Annotated in this window: 20 protein-coding genes; 9 read left to right on the top strand and 11 right to left on the bottom strand. The window is 43.6% G+C overall.

Translation table 11 applies throughout. The annotated features are described in order from the left end of the window. Positions 1-12: 12 nt before the first annotated feature. The 5 genes from EGI32_RS06445 to EGI32_RS06425 all read right to left on the bottom strand — a co-directional run bounded on the left by EGI32_RS06445 (position 13) and on the right by EGI32_RS06425 (position 4,814). On the bottom strand, positions 13-402 hold the full coding sequence (locus EGI32_RS06445; RefSeq protein ID WP_255154562.1) for a VOC family protein: 390 nt from the start codon (positions 400-402) through the stop codon (positions 13-15). 122 nt (positions 403-524) lie between these two features. Beyond that, positions 525-1,334, bottom strand: a complete 810-nt coding sequence (locus EGI32_RS06440; protein ID WP_255154561.1) for a DUF1835 domain-containing protein — start codon at positions 1,332-1,334, stop codon at positions 525-527. 6 nt (positions 1,335-1,340) lie between these two features. Then, entirely contained in the window at positions 1,341-2,084 is a 744-nt protein-coding gene (locus EGI32_RS06435; RefSeq protein WP_255154560.1) for a DUF3667 domain-containing protein, read from the bottom strand. Beyond that, positions 2,081-2,866, bottom strand: a complete 786-nt coding sequence (locus tag EGI32_RS06430) for a bifunctional 2-polyprenyl-6-hydroxyphenol methylase/3-demethylubiquinol 3-O-methyltransferase UbiG (protein ID WP_255154559.1) — start codon at positions 2,864-2,866, stop codon at positions 2,081-2,083. The genes EGI32_RS06435 and EGI32_RS06430 overlap by 4 nt, the downstream gene beginning before the upstream one ends. A gap of 55 nt (positions 2,867-2,921) precedes the next feature. Further along, positions 2,922-4,814: a DNA topoisomerase IV subunit B gene (locus tag EGI32_RS06425; RefSeq protein ID WP_255154558.1), complete on the bottom strand. Its 1,893-nt coding sequence runs from the start codon at positions 4,812-4,814 to the stop codon at positions 2,922-2,924. A 398-nt stretch (positions 4,815-5,212) separates the two neighbouring features. On the opposite strand from EGI32_RS06425, the gene EGI32_RS06420 reads away from it, so the two are divergent. From EGI32_RS06420 to EGI32_RS06405, 4 genes are all read left to right on the top strand, one after another. Next, the gene (locus EGI32_RS06420; protein ID WP_255154557.1) at positions 5,213-5,833 is read left to right on the top strand and encodes a hypothetical protein; all 621 of its coding nucleotides are present in this window, start codon (positions 5,213-5,215) and stop codon (positions 5,831-5,833) included. A gap of 312 nt (positions 5,834-6,145) precedes the next feature. Next, positions 6,146-6,934, top strand: a complete 789-nt coding sequence (locus EGI32_RS06415; protein ID WP_255154556.1) for an SDR family oxidoreductase — start codon at positions 6,146-6,148, stop codon at positions 6,932-6,934. Positions 6,935-7,091: 157 nt separating this feature from the next. After that, positions 7,092-7,592, top strand: a complete 501-nt coding sequence (locus EGI32_RS06410) for a BON domain-containing protein (protein WP_255154555.1) — start codon at positions 7,092-7,094, stop codon at positions 7,590-7,592. 23 nt (positions 7,593-7,615) lie between these two features. Beyond that, on the top strand, positions 7,616-8,032 hold the full coding sequence (locus EGI32_RS06405) for an SH3 domain-containing protein (protein ID WP_255154554.1): 417 nt from the start codon (positions 7,616-7,618) through the stop codon (positions 8,030-8,032). 148 nt (positions 8,033-8,180) lie between these two features. Here the strand turns inward: EGI32_RS06405 and ftcD are convergent, their stop codons facing one another. The 3 genes from ftcD to murC form a co-directional block, all read right to left on the bottom strand. After that, on the bottom strand, positions 8,181-9,854 hold the full coding sequence (gene ftcD, locus EGI32_RS06400) for a glutamate formimidoyltransferase (protein ID WP_255154553.1): 1,674 nt from the start codon (positions 9,852-9,854) through the stop codon (positions 8,181-8,183). A gap of 77 nt (positions 9,855-9,931) precedes the next feature. Further along, entirely contained in the window at positions 9,932-11,176 is a 1,245-nt protein-coding gene (hutI, locus tag EGI32_RS06395; RefSeq protein WP_255154552.1) for an imidazolonepropionase, read from the bottom strand. Between the two features lie 8 nt (positions 11,177-11,184). Beyond that, entirely contained in the window at positions 11,185-12,564 is a 1,380-nt protein-coding gene (gene murC, locus EGI32_RS06390; RefSeq protein WP_255154551.1) for a UDP-N-acetylmuramate--L-alanine ligase, read from the bottom strand. Between the two features lie 244 nt (positions 12,565-12,808). Between murC and msrA the strand changes: the two genes are divergently transcribed. Next, the gene (gene msrA, locus EGI32_RS06385; RefSeq protein ID WP_255154550.1) at positions 12,809-13,456 is read left to right on the top strand and encodes a peptide-methionine (S)-S-oxide reductase MsrA; all 648 of its coding nucleotides are present in this window, start codon (positions 12,809-12,811) and stop codon (positions 13,454-13,456) included. A 105-nt stretch (positions 13,457-13,561) separates the two neighbouring features. Here the strand turns inward: msrA and EGI32_RS06380 are convergent, their stop codons facing one another. Beyond that, entirely contained in the window at positions 13,562-14,032 is a 471-nt protein-coding gene (locus EGI32_RS06380) for a hypothetical protein (protein WP_255154549.1), read from the bottom strand. 418 nt (positions 14,033-14,450) lie between these two features. Between EGI32_RS06380 and EGI32_RS06375 the strand changes: the two genes are divergently transcribed. Beyond that, complete coding sequence (locus EGI32_RS06375; RefSeq protein WP_255154548.1) at positions 14,451-15,026, top strand: hypothetical protein; 576 nt, start codon at positions 14,451-14,453, stop codon at positions 15,024-15,026. 198 nt (positions 15,027-15,224) lie between these two features. Here the strand turns inward: EGI32_RS06375 and EGI32_RS06370 are convergent, their stop codons facing one another. Then, positions 15,225-17,450 (bottom strand): FUSC family membrane protein, encoded by a 2,226-nt coding sequence (locus EGI32_RS06370; RefSeq protein ID WP_255154547.1) that lies wholly within the window; start codon positions 17,448-17,450, stop codon positions 15,225-15,227. Between the two features lie 211 nt (positions 17,451-17,661). Here EGI32_RS06370 and EGI32_RS06365 point away from each other — a divergent pair, with 211 nt between their 5' ends. Together EGI32_RS06365 and EGI32_RS06360 are read left to right on the top strand one after the other, a co-directional pair. Then, complete coding sequence (locus EGI32_RS06365) at positions 17,662-18,153, top strand: glycine zipper domain-containing protein (RefSeq protein WP_255154546.1); 492 nt, start codon at positions 17,662-17,664, stop codon at positions 18,151-18,153. 78 nt (positions 18,154-18,231) lie between these two features. Next, complete coding sequence (locus EGI32_RS06360) at positions 18,232-18,492, top strand: hypothetical protein (RefSeq protein WP_255154545.1); 261 nt, start codon at positions 18,232-18,234, stop codon at positions 18,490-18,492. A gap of 147 nt (positions 18,493-18,639) precedes the next feature. On the opposite strand, the gene holA is transcribed toward EGI32_RS06360, so the two are convergent. Then, a complete protein-coding gene (holA, locus tag EGI32_RS06355) occupies positions 18,640-19,638 on the bottom strand; it encodes a DNA polymerase III subunit delta (protein ID WP_255154544.1) in 999 nt (332 codons plus the stop codon). A gap of 184 nt (positions 19,639-19,822) precedes the next feature. Between holA and EGI32_RS06350 the strand changes: the two genes are divergently transcribed. Beyond that, positions 19,823-20,821, top strand: a complete 999-nt coding sequence (locus EGI32_RS06350; protein ID WP_255154543.1) for a hypothetical protein — start codon at positions 19,823-19,825, stop codon at positions 20,819-20,821. The last annotated feature ends 136 nt before the right edge of the window (positions 20,822-20,957 follow it).

Below are 20,957 nucleotides of genomic sequence, written 5' to 3'. Positions count from 1 at the left end.
TTTCACTATTCACTATTCACTTTCATATAATTCCAACGGCTGCCCGTTAGGATCATAGAAGAAACAAAATTTCTTATTTGTCAGTTCGTCGATGCGTATGCCCTGAACGTCTACTTTTTTTTCTATCAGTTCTGCCACTGCCGATTCTATATCATCTACCGCAAAAGCCAGGTGCCGCAGGCCTTTCGCTTCCGGAAAAGAAGCACGCTCCTTATAGTCCGGGAAGGAAAATAATTCTACCTGGTATACCCCATTGATCGCAAGATCCAGCTTGTAGGATTGCCGTTCTTCCCGGTATGTTTCGGCAATGATAGTAAAACCCAGCACATCGGTGTAAAAGGATTTACTCTTTTCATAATCATCCGTGAGGATGGCGATGTGGTGGATTGCTTTTATGTTCATGTTAATAATTTTACAATGGATAATTGATAATGGATAATTTTTTCAACCGGATAATTCTTTAATTAATAGAATATTGTAAAAACTGAAAAAAAATTATCCATTATCCATTGTCACATTATCCATTATTCCTTTGTCTTTATTTCAAAATCCTTCATGTTCCCCACTTTCCCCTGCACATCAAACATCTCCTGTGCGATCATCACTTTCAATCTCCAGAGCAGGTAAGCGTCGCCGGTAGTATGTTTGGCTTTGCTTAAAAAATGACTGATCACTTTGGAACCTTTCTGCCAATCGGGTGTGATGGCTTTCTTCAGCTCGGCATCATAAAAATCATAATCGTATTGCGCCAGCTTTTTTCCACCTTCCAGGATGCGTACGCCTTTATTTTCATTCGAGAGTTTTGTCCATTCATCGGGATCCACTTCAAATTCGCTGAGTGTGATCTCCCGCGCCAGTTTTTTTGCTTTGAGAAATTCTTTTGCAGGGATCTCTGAAAGCCAGTTTGGATAAAAGATGTTTCCTTTTTCGTTGATGAAAGGAAGGTTATTGAGGTATAAAATAAATACCCTTCCCTGGAATTCTTTCATGTAATGGAGCAGCCAATAATAACCACTTACATCGTGTTTGTTTTGCGCAGCCCATATCCATATCTTCTGGTCTTCCTCGCGGCGCATTCGGCCTACCAGTTCGGCTACTGTCTTGTAATCATCCACTTCTGCGGAAGCCGCTTTGCCATCGTAATCACCGCCGGCCAGTACTTCCGTCCACCACTCCCTGCGGGCATTGATGCCTTCGCCGATGTAGATATCCGAAATCGGACCAACCGCATAATCATCTTTTACCTGGATCACTTCGCCGGCGAGGCTCTCATCGAGCGCTACAGCGGCTTCCAGTACCTTTACATCTGCTTCGTTGAATACTATGTGTATCATATATTATTAAAATGAGTTTTTAATCATGAGCTTTAATTTTTCCACCGGCACGCCCCATTGCCATAATGCGATCAACTGCGCCAGCCACTCCACCAAAAAATAAATCAGTATTGTTATGAATAAACACTGCAGCACTTCCCACCATTTTTTGGGCTGGATAAAACGTAACAGTACATAGAAAAAAATAAAATAACTCAGGTATTCTTCAAAATGAGAAGCGTTATGGTACCTGATAAGCGGGAAATACGCCAGTTGGATAATGATGTGAAAAAAATTGATCAAACCATAGGTAAATACAATAAACGTAACCCATTCTGCATAATTATATTTTCTCCTGAAAAATATAAATTTGAGAAATACTGCTATGAACGGCATACAACAAAGAATAATATAGTTGCGGTGCAGGTTCAGGTATTGCCCATACTCGTTGTTAAATTTATATAATTTGTCTTCGTATTTATAGACGAGGTTGGTAATAAATATCAGCAGTGCTGTCGTAACCAGGTAAAAGGTATATGGGCTGAAATATTTTTTTCGTTTGCCCTCGATATATTCCCTGATCACTACGCCCGGTTGCAGCACCATCGCCTTCAGCAATGACATATACCCTTTGTCGGTATGCGTAAAGTTGTGCCAGAACTCATGCAGCACATTCGACACTTTAAGACGGCCCGTACCTGCTTTTTGCGAGCAGTTGTAACAGTATGCCCCCCTGAAGTGAACCCCGCAATTTTTACAAGTGATCGTCATTTTGCCTTTTGTATTAAATAATAAACACAGGTAGTGAGAAAGTTCCTTACCCATGGGATAGCCTGTATTGCTGCAAACTGTTTTCTTGGTTTCCACCCAAACTTATATTGATAGATCGGGTTGATGAGGTAATGTTTTTTATTGAGCAAACTATACCCTGCCGCACCTGTTATCTTCTCGAACCGTTCGATGGAAATACCGGTTTCCTTTATCTCCACCATTTCATCCACATTTTCTTTCGCCGACCTTAATATCCATTTGTACACCGGCATCGGCAGCAGGTGATAATAAGGCACTTTCGACCAGAACCTGCTCTGCAATATCTGTTGGTGCCCGCCGAGTGGCATCTGCCATGGCGGAAAACCGAAAAATATCACTCCATCGCCTGTAAGAAAATGCTGAAGATGGGCGATGAGCTGCTGTTGGTTGGGAATATGCTCGATCACGTCTTTCAGGAGGATGAGGTCGAATTTTCCGCCCAATGCTTCCGGGGTAGTATTGTAAATATTTTCCAGGAAAAAAGAGACTTTTCCCTGCGCAATTTCTTCCGATAACCATTCGCTTGCGTCTACCAGCCTGACTTTATCCAACTCGATCCCTACTCCGGTCATGCCCCTGTCGAGGAATGCCCTCAGCACGCCACCCTCGCCACAACCCAGTTCCAATACACGCATGCCCGGTTCTATCGTGAATTTCTCCTCGATGAACGGCATGATATATTGTTTCGCGTTAGCGCTATTTATATCGAAGTATTTTTTTTTATCCTGGTGGAATTCAAACATTTTTATTACACGAATTTTGCTAATTACACGAATTGACGAAGATGACGCGATTACGTTACGCTTCTGCTTCTTCTATTGCATCCAATTCAACCTTTAGGTTATCGATGATAAAATCCTGGCGGGAAGGTGTGTTCTTACCCATGTAATATTCCAGCAGGTTTTGTACATGTTCACCTTGCTCCATGATGACAGGCTGCAGTTTCATATCTACACTGATGAAACGGGCAAATTCGTCCGGGCTTATCTCTCCCAAACCTTTGAATCGTGTTATTTCAGGTTTGGCGCCCAGCTTTTTAATGGCGGCCTGCTTTTCTTCTTCATCATAACAGTAAATGGTTTCCTGCTTATTGCGCACCCTGAACAATGGTGTTTCCAGGATGTACACATGCTGGTTCTTTACCAGGTCGGGGAAGAACTGCAGGAAAAATGTCATGAGCAGAAGCCTGATATGCATCCCATCCACATCCGCATCGGTAGCCACTACAATATTATTGTACCGCAGGCCTTCATATCCTTCTTCAATGTTCAGCGCATGTTGCAAAAGGTTGAACTCTTCATTTTCATACACGATCTTTTTGGTAAGCCCAAAGCAGTTCAATGGTTTACCCCGGAGGCTGAAAACCGCCTGTGTGCCTACATTACGGGCTTTCGTGATCGATCCGCTCGCACTGTCCCCTTCCGTAATGAAGATGGTACTTTCCTTTTGTTTTTCGATGATGCTGTCCTTATCTTTTCCTGTAGGCTCGTCGTTATAATGAAACTTGCAGTCACGCAATTTTTTATTGTGGAGGTTCGCTTTTTTAGCCCTTTCATTCGCCAGTTTCTTGATACCCGCCAGCTCTTTCCTTTCGCGCTCGTTCTGCTCGATCCTTTTCTTCAACGCATCCGCCAGTGTGGGATTACGATGCAGGAAATTATTCAACTCCTTACCCAGGAAATCGCCGATAAAATTCTTCATGCTCGGGCCATTCTCGTACACCGTCTGCGAACCCAGTTTGGTCTTCGTCTGGCTCTCAAACACCGGCTCCTGCACCCTTACGCTGATGGCGGCGCAAATGCTGCCGCGGATATCCGCCGCATCGTAATCCTTTTTGAAAAACTCACGGACTGTTTTTACATACCCTTCGCGAAAAGCGGCGAGGTGTGTTCCACCCTGGGTGGTAAACTGCCCGTTGACAAAGCTGTAATATTCTTCCCCATAGCCATTTTCGTGGGTGATGGCCACTTCTATATCCTCGCCTTTGAGGTGGATGATCGGGTAACGGATCTCGTCGGCGTTGGTTTTGCGTTGCAACAGATCCAGCAGGCCGTTCTTGCTAACATACCGTTTGCCGTTGAGGTTCATCACCAGGCCGGCGTTGAGGTAACAATAGTTCCAGAACTGGTTGTCGAGGTATTCCTGTACGAAATGAAAATTCTTGAAGATCGTTTCGTCCGGGATGAACGTAACGAAAGTGCCGTTATCTTCTTTAGTAGCGGCTTCCTTATGTTCCTTGCTTAAAAGGCCGCGTTCAAATTCAGCGGTCTTTTCTTTACCATCACGATAAGCAGTCACTTTAAAATAATTGCTCAATGCGTTCACAGCTTTGGTACCCACACCATTCAACCCTACACTTTTCTGGAAGGCTTTACTATCGTATTTGGCGCCGGTATTCATTTTACTCACCACATCCACTACTTTACCCAGCGGTATACCGCGGCCATAGTCGCGTACGGTGATGGTTTTGCCATCAATCTTTACATCTACATGTTTACCATAACCCATGGTGTGTTCATCGATACAGTTATCGATCACTTCTTTGAGCAGAACATATATCCCATCATCCGGGCTGCTGCCATCTCCTAGTTTCCCGATGTACATACCCGGGCGCAGGCGGATATGTTCCTGCCAGTCGAGGCTCCGTATATTGTCTTCGGTGTATTCCGATTTGTTCAAGTTATCTGCCATCTTGCGGTTAAAATCTGTTTTTAATACTGAAAGGGCGCAATTTACTAAATGTTTTAGTAAATCTACATTGTCGCAAATATAATTAAATGGAAATTGGAAAAATGAGGGGATTTTAAACAGGTGGGGATAAAAGGTTACGGACGGCGTGCGAAGGAGTTAAGGGTTGGGTTTGTTTTATAGCAAATCTATTTGTGGCAATCTGAAATGCTACAAATAGATTTGCTACAATTGATTTGTAATAATAAATCGATCAATACAATTGATTTTCTTCACCCCACGCCATTCGGCGGGACAGGCGCGGAGAGCAAGAGTTTCCCAAACCCGCAACTCCTCACCCGCCACTCTATTATTAACATCTCCCTTACACCTGCGGGAATACTATTTGCGTAAGTTCTGGTATGAAAAAATTATCAATTTTATTACCCGCGATCCTGTTGTTGCTGGCTTCGTGCAACAGCACTAAGATCACTTCCTCCTGGAAGTCGGACGAAGCGCCACAGAAAAGTTATAAAAAGATCATGGTACTGGGTATCCTGAACCAGAAAGACCGCACTTTGAGGGAACAACTTGAAAAACAATTGGCTTCGAACCTCAATAGCAACGGTTATTCCGCCGTTTCTGCCATGGACGAATATGGCCCTAAGGCTTTTGAAAAGATAAAGGAAGAAGATATCGCACAAAAACTGAAATCCAGCGGATATGATGCCGTTATCACCACCGTTTTACTCGACAAATCCAAAGACCAGTATTATCAGCCTGGCAGGGTGAGTTATCAGCCGATCGGTATCAGGCGTTTTGGCAGGTATTATACTACTATTTATGACAGGGTTTACGACCCGGGGTATTATACCAATTCCACCCAGTATTTCCTGGAGTCGAACATGTATGATATCCAATCGGGCAACCTGATCTACTCTGTGCAAAGTAAAGCTGCCGATCCATCTTCTATTGCCACGTTAGGAAAGGATTACAGCAAGAAAATCGTGAAAGATCTGAAGGAAAAGCAGGTGTTGAACTGACGAAGGACCACGGACAACAGACGACCGGCCACGGACGACCGACAACAGTAAGTTCTCTCTAAATGGGAGGACTTTTTTTGTGGGATGTGCGCAATGGAAGAAGACCGACTACTGACGACCGACTACTGACGACCAATCACCGACAACCGTGGGTTCGTGAAAAAAGTAGCTATTTGCCCGAGCTGGATTTTTAAAAGTATTTGCAACCTTAAGACCTGACGGTCGTGAGAGGTCCGTCGTCGGTGGTCGTTTACATTTTAATAATTTTTTTCCAGCGAAATATTAAATAGCTTCGGAGAAAGATTGTAACAGATGAATTTGAATTTAAAAGGAAGGAATGCGCTTGTTTGCGGCAGCACGCAGGGATTGGGTTTTGCCAGCGCCGTAGAACTGGCTTTGATGGGCGCCAATGTGATCCTGATGGCCCGAAATGAAGAAAAACTGAAAGATGCGGCATCGAAGCTCGACACGTCACTCGGACAAATACATCGCTACCTCGTAGCTGATTTTTCGGCGGCACACAATGTACAGGCCGCTATCGACGGGTTTGATACCGTGGAAACCCCCATTCATATTTTAGTGAACAATACTGGTGGCCCTGCCGGAGGAACCGCACAATCCGCAAAAACACAAGCCTTCCTGGAAGCTTTTGAAAGCCATTTGCTCTGCAACCATATATTGATGCAGGCGGTAGTACCCGGTATGAAAATTGCAGGATTTGGCAGGATCATCAATATCATTTCCACTTCGGTGAAAATTCCGTTGGCGGGATTGGGCGTGAGTAATACGATCAGGGCGGCGGTGGCCAACTGGAGCAAGACGCTGGCAACAGAACTGGGATCCTTTGGTATAACAGTGAACAATGTATTGCCTGGTTTCACCAAAACAGTACGTGCGGATTATGTAATTGAAAAGAAAGCCAGAGATTCGGGTAAAAGTGAGGAACAGGTGCTGAAAGAACTGGTAGCTGAGATACCTGCGGGAAGGATCGGCCAGCCGGAAGAATTTGGCGCTGCAGTAGCATTTCTTTGTTCGCCGGCGGCGGCATATATCAACGGGATAAATTTACCTGTGGATGGAGGGCGACTTGGATGCTTATAATATCGTCTAGTTATTTTAGTTGCGGGTGACGAGTGACGGGTTGTTGATCTTTCGCGAAAAATAGAATTTTATACACTTTGTGAACGACAAGCAACCCACAACCTTTCACCCGAAACCATACTCATACCGATTTAATCATTTATTAAAACAACAAACAATGAAAATTACAAAAACGCTCATGGCGCTCGCCATTTTGTTGACGCTTGGATTTGCAGGCTGTAAGCCGAAAGATGCAGATATCAAAGCAAATGTTGAAACTGCTTTAAAAGCCAATCCGGATGCAGCCAATGTGACTGTTTCGGTTAATGAAGGTGTTGCCACCATCAGCGGCGAAGTCAAGGATGACGCTACTAAAGCGGCTGTAGCAGCTGCTGCAAAAGGGGCAAAAGGTGTAAAAGACGTAGTAAACAACACTACCGTTCCTGCACCAGTTGTGGTAGTACCAGAGCCAGCTTCGGTTACAACAGCATTGGATGAAGCTACCCAGCAAAAAGTAAAAGACGGATTGAAAGACATCAAAGGTGTAACAGTAACTTTCTCTGCTGATAAGGCGGTGCTTGAAGGTGAAGTAACTGCTGCGAACAGGATGAAGATCATGCAGATCCTCGCTGCCGCAAAGGTAAAATCCGATGTTTCAAAACTTACTGATAAAAAATAAACTCACCCTTAAATCTTAAAATAATGGCTTTACAAGATAAATATGCAGAATTGCTGCAAACTGCCAACACGCTTGGCGTTGACAACCTGGCGGTAGCTGAAAAAGACGGCACGCTGCATGTAAGCGGCACTGCAAAAAGCACCGCAGATTATGATGCTCTCTGGGCATTGTACAACAAGATCGATCCCAACATGGCGAGCGGCGATCTGATGATGAACCTCGACATCAAAGCTGATGCGGGCGCTTCATTAAAAGTTACCACGGATTCTACCAACCTCAACATTCGCAGCACTCCAAGCACCGAAGGCGATATCGTAGGCAAAGCTGCTCATGGCGAAATCGTTACCCTGGTTGAAAAAACGGATGACAGCTGGTGGAAGATCAGGACGAAAGATGGAGAGGAAGGTTATGCGTATGCGCAGTATTTGTCTCCGGAATAATAATTTGTTGTTTCCAAATAAAAACGTCCTGCTGGTTTCAGCGGGACGTTTTTATTTAGAAGATGCTGGATGCGGAATATCGTAGCGAAGCAAAGAATATATTTCAGCCATAAGATATCCAGCATCCAGCATCAGCATTCATCATCTGCTACACTCCTATCTTTTCATTTACCACTTTCAAGATCTCCGCCTCCAGTGCAATCGTTTTATCTTCTATGGCTTTGCCTTTGGCGATGATGTCTGCTACAAAATCCTTATCATTATAACCGGCTGCATTGATACGTACGTTCATGAAAGCACCCATCACGGCGCTTCTTGCGCAAAGCGCGCCCACACCTGCATCCGATACCGAATTTGGATTACCGGTTTCCGCCATCGCCTTTATCACTTCCATGCTCCCGTAGGCAGCATTCATCACTTTGAATGGTATATCGATGGCAAATTTTGTAGCATCCTGAATTGCTTTTGTTCTGGCAGCTTTTTCCGCATCGCTGCTTTTCGGCAAACCGAATGCTTCCATGATGAGGTTAAAGGCTATGGTATCCGCATCCACCAACCTAGTAAGTTCGTTCTTATAACGCTGCCCTTTGGCTGCCCAGTCGCTGAATTCTTCCCAGCGATCATCCCACCCTGTTTTATGGCTGCTGAGGTTGGCTACCATCGTTGCCAGTGAAACACCCAGGGAGCCTATGTATGCCGCGATAGAGCCCCCACCCGGTGCCGGGCTTTCGCTGGCGGTTTCATCGGCGAAGTCAGACAAGGTCATGTTCACCAGTTTGCTGTCCGCTTTGTTGGCCAGCATGTATTCGATGATCCTTTCTTCAGGGTTGAAAGGGCCGAGTTCATCGAGCCCCATAGATTTTATCGCGATGCGGATCAATTCTTTTTCACTTACACCCACAGAGCGCTGTTGCTTGCGCAAAAAATATTCTCCTGCATCGAGCATCGCTTTCAGCGGTATCAATCCAACAAGTTCGCTGCCCGTAACACGTATGCCACGTTCATTACCTTTTTTACATACTTCATCAAACGCAATGTGAACGGGCGTTACATTGATATTGGTAAGATTGATGGATATCTGTGCAATACCATATTCTTCAATGAACCAGCCGATGGCCTTTACGCTTTTGAGGCTACCGGGAATGTTGACCGGATTACCATGCTCATCTTTCACCGGTTTGCCATCTACTTTTTTCACCCGTCCCGCTTCGCGGATATCAAACGCAATCGCATTTGCCCTGCGGGTAGAAGTTGTATTGAGATTGACATTATAAGCAATGAGGAAATCACGGGCACCGATGACAGTGGCACCGCGTTTCGCATCAAAAACAGCAGGGCCGAAATCGGGTTTCCATTCTGGTTGCCCGATCTTTTTCGCAAAACCTTCGTATTCGCCCGCACGGATCACGGAGAGATTATTACGGGATGTATCGGGCTGTGCAGCTTCGTATAAATAAACTGGCAATGAAAGTTCTTCACCTACCCTTTTCGCCAGCTGCTGCGCATATTTCACCGTTTCTTCCATGCTTATGTTGGCGATCGGTATCAGCGGACAAACATCGGTTGCACCCATTCGTGGATGCTCCCCTTTGTGCTTGCTCATATCGATCAGCTCACCGGCTTTTTTAATGGCACGAAACGCGGCTTCTATTACATTGGCCGGTTCGCCCACCATTGTAACTACTGTACGGTTGGTAGCTTTGCCCGGATCTACATTCAGCAGCCGTACGCCTTCTACCGATTCAATTTCGGCCGTTATCTGGTGGATGATATGGAGGTCGTTTCCTTCTGAAAAATTTGGCACGCATTCGATTAATTGCATATAATTAAGTTTAGGGATTAGGGTTTAGGTTTAGGGGTTTAGAAGAATTAGTAGTTCATGATCGAACGACCGTTCTCCTACACTCTAAACTCCCCTTCTATCATGACTTTATCTATCAGGTTGCTACCAAAAGCATATGGCAGATAAGCGATTGAAGGGATTGGTTTTGTAAAAATAAGGTTTGCTTTTTTGCCTACGCTGATACTACCCGTAGTTTTCTCCAATTCCATTGCGAAAGCCCCATTAATAGTAGCAGCGTTGATCGCTTCTTCAGGCAGCATTTTCATCTGGATGCAGCTTAAAGCTACCACGAGGTTCATATTACCGCTCGGCGATGACCCGGGATTGAAATCGCTGGCGAGTGCGATGGCGGCCCCGGCGTCGATCAATTGCCGGGCTGGCTGAAATGGCATCCGCAGAAAAAAAGCTGCTGTTGGTAATAATGTCCCGATACTTCCGGAAGCGCTGATGAGGCGTATATCTTCCCCGGTCATCGTTTCCAGGTGATCCATTGAAATGGCGTTGAGCCCGATACCTGCTTCTATCCCCCCGATGGAATTCAACTGGTTTACATGAAGCTTGGGCTTTAGCCCGTATTGCAGGCCTGCTTTGCAGATTGTTTCCATTTCTGCCGGAGAAAAAAAGCCTGTCTCGCAAAATACATCGATGTAATCCGCCAGTTTTTCAGCGGCAATGGCCGGCAACATCTTGTCAATGATCAGCTGAATATAACCTGCATTATCTTCCTTGTATTCCGCCGGAAAAGTATGTGCCCCTAAAAAAGTTGACCGGATACTCAGCGGAGATCTTTCTTTGAGTTTTTTTATCACCCGCAACATTTTCAATTCGGATTCTAACGTCAACCCATAGCCGCTTTTTATTTCAATCGCGCCTGTTCCAAGCCTGGTAAGCTCTTCCAGCCGTTTCCAGGCATCATTGAACAACTGGTCCTCCGTTGCATCATTCAATTTTTTCGCCGAATTCAGAATGCCGCCGCCTTTCGCTGCAATTTCAGCATACGTTGCCCCTTTTAGTTTATCGATGAATTCTTCTTCGCGGCTTTTAGCGAATACAAGATGTGTATGGCTGTCGCACCATGCCGGTAATACATATTGCTGATGCGCATCGATCACATGTTTTGGCAGTTGCGGAACCAGTAATTCCAGTTCGTACATATGGCCATAGGATGCAATCATGCCATCTTCGATCAACAAAAAAGCATGGTCTATTGAAGGCAATTCTGCCAGTGCCGTACCGCGGAGCAGTTCAGTTGTTTCGCGGCAACCGGCCAGTAATGCTATATTGGTAATGAGTGTGGTCATTTCTGCGGCTAAAGTTTTTCGAATAATTCCTTTCCAAAAGTTTCCAGCGAAGGATCACGGGCGCCCATCAACAACAGGATGGAATTGCCCGCCAGGTGCGGTTTTACAGCCTCCAGGAAATCCTTGCGGTTTTCAATAAAAAATGCCTGCTTGCCTAAGGCCTTGATATCATTGATAAGATCGTTGGCCGATATATCTTTCACCGCCGTGCCTCCTGCATAAAAAATCTCACTCATCCATATCTCATCCTGCGGACGAAGCGCCGTGGCAATTTCTTTTACAAAATCATTGCGCAAAAATCTCGTGGGGCCGTAACCGTGAGGTTGAAACCATGCCACTACTTTATCGGCTATCGGCTGACAGGCCTCAATACTCCTGGCACATTTCACCGGGTTGTGCGCATAATCATCTATCACCCACACATTATTTTTTTGACCCAATACCTGGTGGCGGCGATAGATCCCTTCGTAATCTTTCAGCGCAGCAGCACATATTTCCAGGCTTACACCCAGTTGATGGGCGACTGTGGTGGCAGCAAGCGCATTCTCCATATTTAGCTTGCCAACTGTATTCAGCGAAAAATCCACTCCATTGATGAGGAAAGAAATTGTAAGCCCATCCTGCACGAAAGCGGTGGCTTTGTATCCGGCTTCGGAATCGATGGCGAGTGAAAAATCATTCTCAATGTTGACCGATAATTCTCTGGCGTAAACATTTGATTGGTTTACCACAAAAAGTTGCGTACTGTTTTTCCGGAATGTGCTGAAGATACTCATCAGTTCATCTATCTCCTGGTGATCCTTGTCGATGTTCAGCAACAGCCCTACTTCCGGATGATATTGCACGATCGACCCATCGCTTTCATCGGCTTCAATGATGAGCCAATCGCCCAGCCCGGCTTTTGCATTTCCGATCTTGCCTTCGCGTATGATGCTTACCAGGCCAGCGCCGCTGATGATGCTGGGCTGTAACCCGGCTTTCTCCATGATCTGGAAAAGCATGGCGCTGGTAGTGCTTTTGCCCGATGTTCCGCCAACGGCGATCGTCTTTTTGCTGGCTGCAATGATGGCCAGCAATTCGCTCCGCCGGATGATCTGTATGCCCAGCGATTTTGCTTTCTGCACTTCCGGAACGGTATCTTCCACGGCCGTTGAAACAACTACCAATTCTGTCTGGGGAGTAATCCCATCGCCATTTTGCAGGAAACAGGTAATGCCGGCGGCTTCCAGCTTTTGTTTCGTATCGTTGGGTTGATCCGGTAAAAAATAACGGTCGCTCCCACTTACCATTTTACCGGTACCCTGCAGGTATTGTGCAATGGCACTCATGCCTGTGCCTGCTATACCGATAAAAAATACATTGCTGAAATCGTTGATCGTACTAACCATTTTTTTCGTTTAAAGTTGCAATTTAAGGTAATTAACAGCTTTTTCATTTAAGTTCACCTTAACACAAAACAGTATCAATTTTGCTAAGGGTTTAGGGGTTTAGAGATCAGGGTTTAGAGAGGCTTGGAAAGTTTAGTAGTTAATTGTCAATGGTCGGCTCTCTCAACGCTAAACCCTAAACTTATTTTAACAGTTTATCCGAATCTTACACCCTGCCGCTTTCGTTTGTACAAAAAATATTTTTATGAAATTTCCTTTAACCTGCCTTACCCCGTTGTTGCTTTTGTTTTCCTGTAATCAATTTCAAAATAATGCTGCTGCAAATATTCACCTGGCTAATAGTACGCCACTTTCGGGTAATGAGGCTGTGGCTACATTTGCGGAGGGGTGCTTCTGGCATAGCGAGATAGTTTTTCAAAGCCTGGAAGGTGTACGGGATGCCGTTTCCGGTTATGCCGGAGGAACAACTGCCAACCCCGATTACGAATCTGTTGCGGAAGGCAATACGGGGCATGCGGAAACTGTGCAGGTGTATTATGATCCTTCAAAAGTTACGTATGCTGAGCTGGTGCAGGCTTTTTTTGCCAGCCAGGACCCTACTACGCCCAACAGGCAGGGCAATGATGCAGGTCCCGAATACCGGTCTATAGCATTTTACAGGAATGCTGATGAAAAAGCGATCATTGATGCGGAAATAAAAAGACTGACGGATGAAAAGAAATATTCAGACCCGATTGTGACTGAAGTGGTTCCTTTTACCAGATTTTACCCGGCCGAAGATTACCACCAGGAATATATCAGCCGGAATCCGGGGAACCCATATGTGCAAAATGTTTCTATCCCGGATTTTGCTGCCTTCAAAAGAGAGTTCAAAGGGAATTTTAAGAAATAAAAATCTCACTCTGCGAAAACTTTGCTATCGCTGGCTCTCTGCGGTGACGCTAACTTCCCTTTACCGCAGAGAACTAGAGTTAAAAGAGATTTCCGCAGAGAAAATTTACAATTCGTCTATTTCTTTCAGGTAATCATATTGCAGATCTTCGTGTAAAACCGAAATGGCTTTATTTATTTTTTTGACCTGTGCGGCGTAAAGGTTCTGGAGTTGTACGCTTTTTTTATAATCGATCTTAAGTTTTTGCATTCGTTTACAAACGAATATCAACAGTTCTATTTCGGTAGTTTTTTCGTCACTGTATTTAATATATTTCCCTGCGATACGGACGATCTTACGGAGATTCTTTTTTGTGATGTAAAGGTTACGGGTATTGACTTCGGCAAAAAGATCATCCAGCATTTCTTTTACCTGTTCTGTATATTCCTGCTCATTGTGCGCATCAAACAACAGGTAACCTGCCAGTTCCTTCGTTTCCTTTTTAAACTTGATCAGGCGGAGACAGAGTTTCACTAATTCATCCTGCGGTAGATGTTCCAGTTCGGTTTTGATCTCTTTTACTGATGCTGTTCTCATCCGGCAAAAATACAGAGTTCAAAAGGTTCAAGGTTCAAAATGTTCTAGAGGTTCTATTCTAATAGGTTTCATCAACGTCTTGAACTTTTGGAACTTTTGAACTTTTGAACTTCTTAAAATGAAAAAAACCTTCTTTCGAAGGTTTTTCATAGTAAGGGGGTTACTATTGATTTTAATTCGGTCTTTGAATAGGTATTAGCAACGGAACTTTAATAGGATTTGGATAATTTGATAGAACAAATATGACCCTTATTTTTAAAATAAACTGTAGCGTGTTTTGGAAATGACTGTAGTTTTTATTCTAGTACGTTTTACCAGGTATTTTTACGAATCGCAAAGTTGTGCACACCAGTGGATTAAGTTTTTTAGAAGCAGATAAATGGCGTTTCGTAATATTGCAATGAAACCAAAAAATGCTATGAAAAGAATATTTCCTTTAATGATCGTACTGATCTTATCCATGATCACATGCCCTGCACAATTTTATAAATCCATTTTACCTTCCCCTGCTTTTTCCGATTCGCTCAACACGATCGTGAAGGATTTTCGTTCCAATTATTACAATATCCAGGGAGAAGTTGTGAGCGAACAGGATGATGTTGATATCTATCAATCCAAAAGCAGCCTTCCCGGCGCATTGGAATGTTTCGTATACCGCTTCCATTCCGTGCAGGATACTTCAGCCAGCCTGCAGGCGATCATGTATAAAGGGGAAAGTTATAAAGAAGCGGCACGCATCTACCGCAACACTTTCAGGTTGGTCAACAAAACAAAACTCCACCTCAATACCGCGGGTGGCAGCTTCAATGGCAGCCTGGAAGAACCTACAGAAAATTTACGTTTCGCATCCAGCCACCTGAAAGCCAACAGCAGCGATGTTGCTTACAAAAACTTTGTCGCGGAGATCGAAATGGTGAACAACTACACCGGCTGGGAAGTACGATTGAACCTGCACAATAAAAAAGATGATAAGGATAAGTATCTGCAACAATAAATCGCAAAGAAAGAATCGCTGATTTTAAAAAGATGTCTTGATTTCGCCGATTGTTTTGCTGAAGCAAAACGCAAATGCATGTTTTATAAGATTAAAAGCTATAAAAATTTTATCCCTATAAAGCATGCATTTTTTTACGAAGTAAAAATCAGCGAAATCATTTTATCAATTTATAATCAGCGTTTATTGTTAGCTCAATCAGGCTTTGCGTAGTAATTCACTTGCCTTCTCCAGGTCGGCAGAAACGCCATAGATATAATTGAACTGGTCGATCACTGATTTGCTTTCCACCAGAGCCTGCTTGGTTTCCGTTTCAAGCTGCCCTTGCAATAATTCTTCTTTTCGCTGCGCCAGTAAAAGTTCTGCATGATCATTGATCGCATCCAATGCATTCCTGTCGGCTTTTTGAATATCCCCTTCTTTCTGCTGCAGATGATGGATAGCATTGGAAAAATTCAATTGCGTATTGTCGATCACCGGTTGAAGATCTGCAGAACGGAATTTACTTTGACGCACATTCAGGTAATAAGATAATGTTGCAAAATGTGAAGTGAGGATATGGCTCAGCACCACAAACTGATGGATATGCTCGATGCCTTTCTGAAACCTTTTCGGTTCGGATAACATGCGGCTGAATGCATCGGAAACATTCGCCAGTTCCGTCAGCACATCGCGGCGCACGATCCTGAACTGCTGCTTCGGAAGCTCAGTGTTAGCGCTGAATACACCCGATACCATACCGTAATAACGTTGATTGGCTTCCAGCATTTTCACCATGAACGAGCGGATAGATTCGTGTTCCCACGCCGGCACAAAAAATATGCTGGCGATGAATGCTATGGCAGACCCGATGGAAGTATCTACCAGCCGGTCTTTCAGCACTACCTGTATGGTATCGGGATAGAGCATGTGAAAAAAGATCACGAGATAAGGCGTCATGGTGAGCACGCTGATAAAATAATTCGTACGCAGGAAAGCATAACAGGTAGCCATAAACGCTATCATGATCACAAACAAGGCGGTCTTATCATGAACGAAATATAATACTGCCACGCCGATGAATATCCCCAGCAAAGTACCGATGAGCCTGTCGGAATTGCGCTTCTTGGTAAGGCTGTATGCGGGTTTGAGGATCACTACGATAGTCAGCAATATCCAGTAACTATGCCCGATGACAAACGCGAGCGAAATGATATAACCTACCAGTAATGCCAGGGCAACCCTTAATGCATGTCTGAAAATATTCGAACCGAAGTTTAGATTATTGAAAAATATCGCCGGGCGGATATCCTGCGAAGCGGCATAATTACTTTGATCGATTGAATCTGCATTCGCTTTTTGTATCTTCTTATCGTAACTGGTGTAATAATGGAGCCCGTTGATCTTTTCGGTCAAATGCTGCAGGTTGTTAACGATACGCCCCAGGCTCACGAATTGTTCTACATTTTCGTCCGACATGAAGTTCAGTCGCAATGCTTCGAAAGCCGTTTTTATTTCACGGAAGCTTACGAGGTTTTCATCTGTTCCCCGGGAATGAAGGCCGCTTTTTACTGCCAGGCCAACATCGTTGAGTTCTTCCGAAAGGGAGATGATCTGTTGCTGGATCATTTCGAGAATGCCCGTTTCATCAAACTGTTTGTGGAGCACACGATAATCCTGGAAAGCCGTCATGATACTTTCAAAAAGTTCCGCTACATCGATGTATATTTTGAGCAATACCCTTCCCGTGTGCGTGGATTCCTTAGTGATAGCGCGGGTTTTAAACAATATTTCGCTGAGCAGGCTTTGTTGTGTCTGAACATTTACCTGTTGTTGCAACAAGAGCTGATACGTCTTTTCATAAGCGGGATCGTGTTTGTAAAAAGAACTCCTGATGCGGAAGTAGGTGCCTATATCAATGATAAAATCACCCAATATCTGCTGAATGATCTTGTAAGGCCGGATGCTGTAAAGCAACAGGCTGAATAACATATACCACACACCGCCGGCCAGTATATACAAGGCATTGAGCCAGATCCCGATGCCATGCTTCGGGGTTTGCAGGCTAAGTATCATCACCAGCAATGCAGCAATGCCTATGGCAGAAGTGCGTATACCGTATACCGTTAGCATGGAAAAAAAGAAGCCGAAAACAAAGATCAGTATTCCTAAAAGCAAGGGAGAAACAGCTGCATAACATACGATGATAACCACGGCAGTGATGATCAGGTTGCAGAAAAACATGCCGTTAAGCCGGTGATGTACTGGTCCCGGACTATCTGTAACGCTTACGCAGAGCGCCCCGAGGGAAACCACAAAACCGATGTTCAATAAATCAAAATAACTCAATATAAGCGCCGGAAGTACTATTCCTGCTGTATTACGGATGCCTTCGCTAAGATAACGGCCGTTGACAAAATTTTTGTATGTGTCTAATTGATTCAAATGATCGTGCTATGAATAACAAAATTGCATTAAAGTTAGCAGTCCAGCAACACCTGCATTTTATTTAATATTTATAAAACCCGATATGTTATGATTTAAGCAGTTGAATCGGGTACTTATAAAAAAATATCGCGTTGCTTTGAAAGTTTGGCACAGTTTTGTCAATATACAGTTTCATAATCTTAAACAGCATAATTATAAATCTACGATCATGAAAAAGGTATTAATCGCACTTGCTATAACAACTTCGTTTATAGCTTGCAAAGGAAAAACAGACACAAAGCTTGATTCTAATAAGGATCTCATCTTATTGAGCGATTCTGCAAGGCAAGGCAGTTATCTTACTGATACGGGCGTAACAGCGACCGCTGCTACAAGAAATGCCGATAATGTAACGACTACTGCGCCTAAAAGGAACAACAATAATTCTTCTGCCTCTTCCGGTAGCAGCAATAACAATAATTCTTCCGGAAATACCAGTAGCGGATCATCCAATACCGGAACATCCACCGCTGCGGCACCTCAGAAAAAAGGTATAAGTAAAGCGGCGAAAGGCGCTATCATTGGTGGTGTGGGTGGTGCAGTCATTGGTGGTGTAGCAAGCAAAAGTGGTAAAGGTGCCATCATTGGTGGTGTAGTAGGTGCAGCAGGTGGTTATATCATCGGCCGTAGCAAGGACAAGAAAGACGGAAGAGTACAATAATCCATTCCATTTAAGCAATAAAAATAAAGCGTCCTGTCAGATGATGGGACGCTTTATTTTTATCCTTACTTTTGGGGCATGTCAGCATGTAATTTTAATATACCATTCTCCGGGTCGCCGGAAGAAATTTTTCAAAAAGCTAAAAAAAGCGTGGAAAGCCAGGGTGGCACTTTCAATGGTGATACCAGTGGCGGCAGCTTTGAATTAAGCATTTTTGGCAATGCCATCATCGGCGGATATACCGTTTCCGGCAATGAACTGAATGTTGTGATTGAAGAAAAGCCTTTCCTGGTACCGTGTTCGGCGATTGAGAGTTTTTTGAAAAAGCAACTGGGCTAGTCAATAGTGAATAGTCAATAGTCAAACCTCTGAGGGTTGCACATCGAACCAAGTTTTTAATCTCACCATTATTGCTGTTATTAAAAATGTAAAAAACATTATAACCTTTAAAGGGTTGACCATTCACTATTGACTATTCACCATTGACTACAACATCATTTTCACCACCATCTCCTTCATCAGCATCGCTCCTGATGAGCCGCTATCGCCTACCCCGATGCTTTTCAGGTTATAATGGTGCAGTAAAAGCAATATCCTTTCAACGCCGTTGTAGCCGTAATTTTTCATCATGTCTTTCGCCTGTTGCAACGAATTGCTGTTAAAATAAAACAATGGCTTCAACGCATTATCGCTTTTATCATTCATACCATATACCGTATACACTTTGCTGAAATTGGCGTAAAGAGCCGGTAACGCCATCTGTATCGGCACAGCTTTGGGATTGCTTTCAAAATAGTTTATGATCGTAATGGCTTTTACCAGGTCTTTGCGGGCAATAGCAGCCTGGAGTTCAAACACATTGTACTCCTTGCTGATACCGATGTATTTTTCGATATCGTCTTCATCGATCGTTTTCTTTCCTTTAAGATTTACGGAGAGTTTATCGATCTCGTTGGCGATGCGGCTGAGGTCGTTGCCGATATGCTCTTCCAGCAACGCCACTGATTTTGGCTGAATGTTATATCCTTTGCCTTTCACCATTTCGGCGATCCATTCCTGCACTTTTCCTTCCTTGATCTTGGCAGAAACAAACACTTCTGCTTTCGCCTGCAGCACTTTATAAAGCTTTGTACGTTTGTCGAGCGTTTTACCCTTGTAGCCCACTACAAAAATGGTCGAATCCAGCGGAGCAGAAACATATGCTTCCAGTTTGTCGATATCTTTCATATGCTGCGCTTCCTTGAGCAGCACCACTTGTTTTTCTGCAAACATCGGGTAACGTTTGCAGGCATTCATCACAGAAGCCCAGTCGGCATCGCGGCCGTAAAATACGGTAAGATTGAAAGATGCTTCAGATTCAGGCAGTAACTCATGCTCCGCATAATTCATCAGCTGATCGATATAATATTCTTCTTCTCCTTCCAGCCAATAAACGGGTTTGAAGGATTTTTTTTTCCAACTCCCCAAAATTTTTTCTGCACTCATAAAACGCTGAATTTCTAACTTATATTAAACAAAAACAGCATAAATTTAGGCTGTAATTTTCTTTTTGGCATAGTTTTGGAAATCAACTAGCGAAATTGAAATAAAGATCAAAATTATCCAATATCGTTTGAAACTTTACTTGTTTTCTAAATAAGATTATTAACTACAATAAAATCTACCTATTATGGCTTTCGAAAATTTTCCAGAAGCTGAAAAAACTCCAAGAGAAGTAAGCTCAACAACAACGAACAAATCCAACACCCGTGCGATCCTGACTGGTGTTCTGGTAGCTGCATTACTGGGTACATGGGGCTACATCATCTATGATAAGAATCAGAAAAAAGAAGAGATCGCTCAGAAAGAAACCGTGATCGCAACTACATCTACTCAACGTGATGAATTGCAGAAAGAACTGGAAGATGCGGCAATGCGTTATGATATGCTGAAAACTTCCAATTCAAAAAAAGACAGCTCTATTACCGCAAAGGATAAAGATATCGAAGAAAAAAGGGCCCGTATCGCAGGTTTGCTGAGCAAAGTAAATGCTACACAGGCTGAATTGAGCGAAGCTAAATCATTGATCGCTTCATTGAACGGCGATATTGAAGGATACAGGAACCAGGTGGAGATCCTGCAGGGACAGAAGATCCAGTTGACCCAGGAAAAAGCAGCAGTTACAGCACAGCGTAACAAAGCACTGAAAGATTATGATTCAACAACTGTGGTGATCAAAGAAAAAGAAGATATGATCAATGTAGGTTCTACCCTGCAGGCGTCTAACTTCAATATCATCGGTATCAATGAAAAAAGTAACGGAAGGGAAAAAACAACTTCTACTGCTAAAAGGGTAGATAAGTTAAGGATCAGTTTTGACCTGAATGAAAACATGCTGGCACAGAGCGGAAACAAGGAAGTGTATGTATGTGTTACCGCACCAGACGGTACTCCGGTAGCCGTTGAAGCATTGGGTTCAGGCACTTTCAGCACAAGGGATGGTGAACAAAAACCATTTACCCAGAAACTGGAAGTTAATTACACTCAGAACAAAAAACAGAACGTGAGCTTTGACTGGAAACCAAATTCAAACTTCATGACTGGTAACTATAAAATTGAAGTGTTCAACAACGGATTTAAAGTTGGTGAAGCTTTCAGGCCTCTAAAGAAAGGCGGGCTTTTTAGCTAATTTAAAATCCAACAAATCCTATTACAAAGACCTGGAACCGGCAATATAAGAACACAGATACAGAATACTATATCAAAATCCAATATTATACAAATGCGGCTATTTTGGCCGCATTTGTAGTTTATAATTACGAATT

This window comes from Ferruginibacter sp. HRS2-29 (assembly GCF_024343615.1).
GTDB lineage: Bacteria > Bacteroidota > Bacteroidia > Chitinophagales > Chitinophagaceae > Ferruginibacter.
This window is presented reverse-complemented; position numbering and strand designations above follow the sequence as displayed.

Coding starts and splice junctions, on each gene's coding strand:
- EGI32_RS06405 (WP_255154554.1), top strand. CDS start 7,616: ATGGCTTTACAAGATAAATATGCAGAATTGCTGCAAACTGCCAACACG.
- hutI (WP_255154552.1), bottom strand. CDS start 11,176: ATGACCACACTCATTACCAATATAGCATTACTGGCCGGTTGCCGCGAA.
- ftcD (WP_255154553.1), bottom strand. CDS start 9,854: ATGCAATTAATCGAATGCGTGCCAAATTTTTCAGAAGGAAACGACCTC.
- EGI32_RS06360 (WP_255154545.1), top strand. CDS start 18,232: ATGTCAGCATGTAATTTTAATATACCATTCTCCGGGTCGCCGGAAGAA.
- EGI32_RS06435 (WP_255154560.1), bottom strand. CDS start 2,084: ATGACGATCACTTGTAAAAATTGCGGGGTTCACTTCAGGGGGGCATAC.
- EGI32_RS06350 (WP_255154543.1), top strand. CDS start 19,823: ATGGCTTTCGAAAATTTTCCAGAAGCTGAAAAAACTCCAAGAGAAGTA.
- holA (WP_255154544.1), bottom strand. CDS start 19,638: ATGAGTGCAGAAAAAATTTTGGGGAGTTGGAAAAAAAAATCCTTCAAA.
- murC (WP_255154551.1), bottom strand. CDS start 12,564: ATGGTTAGTACGATCAACGATTTCAGCAATGTATTTTTTATCGGTATA.
- EGI32_RS06415 (WP_255154556.1), top strand. CDS start 6,146: ATGAATTTGAATTTAAAAGGAAGGAATGCGCTTGTTTGCGGCAGCACG.
- EGI32_RS06445 (WP_255154562.1), bottom strand. CDS start 402: ATGAACATAAAAGCAATCCACCACATCGCCATCCTCACGGATGATTAT.
- EGI32_RS06410 (WP_255154555.1), top strand. CDS start 7,092: ATGAAAATTACAAAAACGCTCATGGCGCTCGCCATTTTGTTGACGCTT.
- EGI32_RS06375 (WP_255154548.1), top strand. CDS start 14,451: ATGAAAAGAATATTTCCTTTAATGATCGTACTGATCTTATCCATGATC.
- EGI32_RS06420 (WP_255154557.1), top strand. CDS start 5,213: ATGAAAAAATTATCAATTTTATTACCCGCGATCCTGTTGTTGCTGGCT.
- EGI32_RS06380 (WP_255154549.1), bottom strand. CDS start 14,032: ATGAGAACAGCATCAGTAAAAGAGATCAAAACCGAACTGGAACATCTA.
- msrA (WP_255154550.1), top strand. CDS start 12,809: ATGAAATTTCCTTTAACCTGCCTTACCCCGTTGTTGCTTTTGTTTTCC.
- EGI32_RS06425 (WP_255154558.1), bottom strand. CDS start 4,814: ATGGCAGATAACTTGAACAAATCGGAATACACCGAAGACAATATACGG.
- EGI32_RS06440 (WP_255154561.1), bottom strand. CDS start 1,334: ATGATACACATAGTATTCAACGAAGCAGATGTAAAGGTACTGGAAGCC.
- EGI32_RS06430 (WP_255154559.1), bottom strand. CDS start 2,866: ATGTTTGAATTCCACCAGGATAAAAAAAAATACTTCGATATAAATAGC.
- EGI32_RS06365 (WP_255154546.1), top strand. CDS start 17,662: ATGAAAAAGGTATTAATCGCACTTGCTATAACAACTTCGTTTATAGCT.